The organism is Calditrichota bacterium (assembly GCA_014359355.1).
GTDB lineage: Bacteria > Zhuqueibacterota > Zhuqueibacteria > JANLFK01 > Oleimicrobiaceae > Oleimicrobium.
Map to the genome: position 1 here is coordinate 1 of JACIZP010000020.1, position 1881 is coordinate 1881.

Here is a 1881-nt window from a genome sequence, read left to right on the forward strand (position 1 = left end):
ATGCCTTTGAGGTACGCCGGATGCTTTGCGGGCTGAAGTAGGCGCTCTCCAGAAGCACGCGCGCAGTCCGGTCGCTGACCTCGGAGTTCAGTCCGCCCATGACTCCGGCGATTGCCACGGGCTTGACGCCATCGCAGATGAGCAGCGTGTCTTCGCGCAGCTGGTGCAGTCTGCCGTCGAGCGTGATGAACTCCTCCCCTCTCCGGGCGCGGCGCACTTCGATCCGTTCTTTTTCCAACAGGTCGTAGTCGAAGGCATGGAGCGGCTGGCCGGTCTCCATCATGACATAATTGGTGATGTCAACGATGTTGTTGATGGAGCGCATGCCGACGCTGTGCAGGCGCGCAGCAAGCCACCATGGCGACGGACCTGGCTGCACATTGTAGAGGAATCGCGCAGAGTAGCGAGGGCACTTCTCGAAATCCCTGACGTCAACTGCGATTCTCTCCTCGGTGGCTTCTTCGCCCTCGGCAACATGAACGTTTGGCACGCTAAGGGGCAAGCGGTACTTTGCCGCCAGCTCGCGTGCGACACCGATCACCGAGAGGCAATCCGGACGATTGGGAGTGATGTTGAGCTCGAATACATAGTCCTCCGCTGGCACTACCTCTGCCAAGGCTTGCCCAACGCGCACATTGTCTCCCAAGGTCATGACAAACTCGCCCCGTTCGCTCAGGCCGAGCTCTTGTTCCGAGCAGATCATGCCTTGCGAGACCGTGTCGCCGAACTCCCTTGTCGCGATGCGCTGGCCACCCGGCAGGGTCGCCCCGGGCAGTGCTACAGCCACCAGCAGGCCAGGCCTCACATTTGGTGCGCCGCACACCACGGTTGCGCTCGCATTACCCACCGCCACTGCGCACTTTTTCAGCGTGGGTGATCCATCGAGGGGCTCAACCCTCTCCACCTTGCCCACCACGATGTGCGCAAGGTCGCGGCGCACTGCCACCAGCGACTCAACCTCAAGGCCGAGTTGGGTCAAGGTGGCGGCCACTTCCTGTGGAGAGGCCGTCAGCGGCACATAGTCCTTAAGCCATGTGTAGGTAACTTTCACGAGACAACAGCCAGCGTCTGACTTAGAACTGCTGAAGGAAGCGAAAGTCGTTGTCGTAGAACAGACGGATGTCGTCCACCTGGTACATGAGCATGGCGATGCGCTCCACGCCCATGCCAAAGGCATAGCCGGTGTAGCGCTCCGAGTCGTAGCCCACGAAACGGAACACCTCTGGGTCGACCATACCGGCGCCGGAGATTTCCAGCCAGCCTGTGCCTTTGCACACGCGGCAGCCTTTCCCTCCACACATTATGCATGAGAAGTCATACTCTGCACTTGGCTCGGTGAACGGGAAAAAGCTCGGCCGAAAACGGATGCGCATCTCTGGCCCAAAAAGGCGCTTGGCAAACGTCTCCACCACACCTTTCAAGTCTGCAAAGCTCACCCCTTCGTCCACGCACAGGCCTTCCACCTGATGAAACACGGGCGAGTGGGTGGCGTCCGGCGTATCCTTCCTGTAGCACCTGCCGGGGGCAATCATCCGGATAGGAGGCCGATAGCGCTCCATCGTCCGGATCTGCACCGGCGAGGTGTGCGTGCGGAGCAGGAATTGCCCGCTGAGGTACAATGTATCCTGCAAGTCCCGCGACGGGTGGTCAGGCGGAAAGTTGAGCGCCTCGAAGTTGTGGTAGTCATCCTCAATCTCCGGACCTTCCTCAACGGTAAAGCCCATCCCGTAGAAGATCTCCTTGATCCTGTCCAAGACCTGGAGCACAGGATGACGCCTACCGACGAAAGGCATCAGCCCGGGCAGCGTGTAGTCAGGCTCTTCCTCTCGCGCTTTCTCGGCGGCAAGCTCTTGGCGGCGTTTCTCAAGTGCCTCGGCGCAC

The 1881-nt window shown here is 60.3% G+C and carries 2 protein-coding genes; both read right to left on the bottom strand.

The genetic code is table 11. The features are described from left to right. A partial coding sequence (gene pheT, locus H5U38_01040; protein MBC7185598.1) for a phenylalanine--tRNA ligase subunit beta occupies positions 1–1051 on the bottom strand: 1051 nt, incomplete at its 3' end. Between the two features lie 22 nt (positions 1052–1073). Then, the coding region (gene pheS, locus H5U38_01045) for a phenylalanine--tRNA ligase subunit alpha (protein ID MBC7185599.1) at positions 1074–1881 on the bottom strand (808 nt) is incomplete at its 5' end.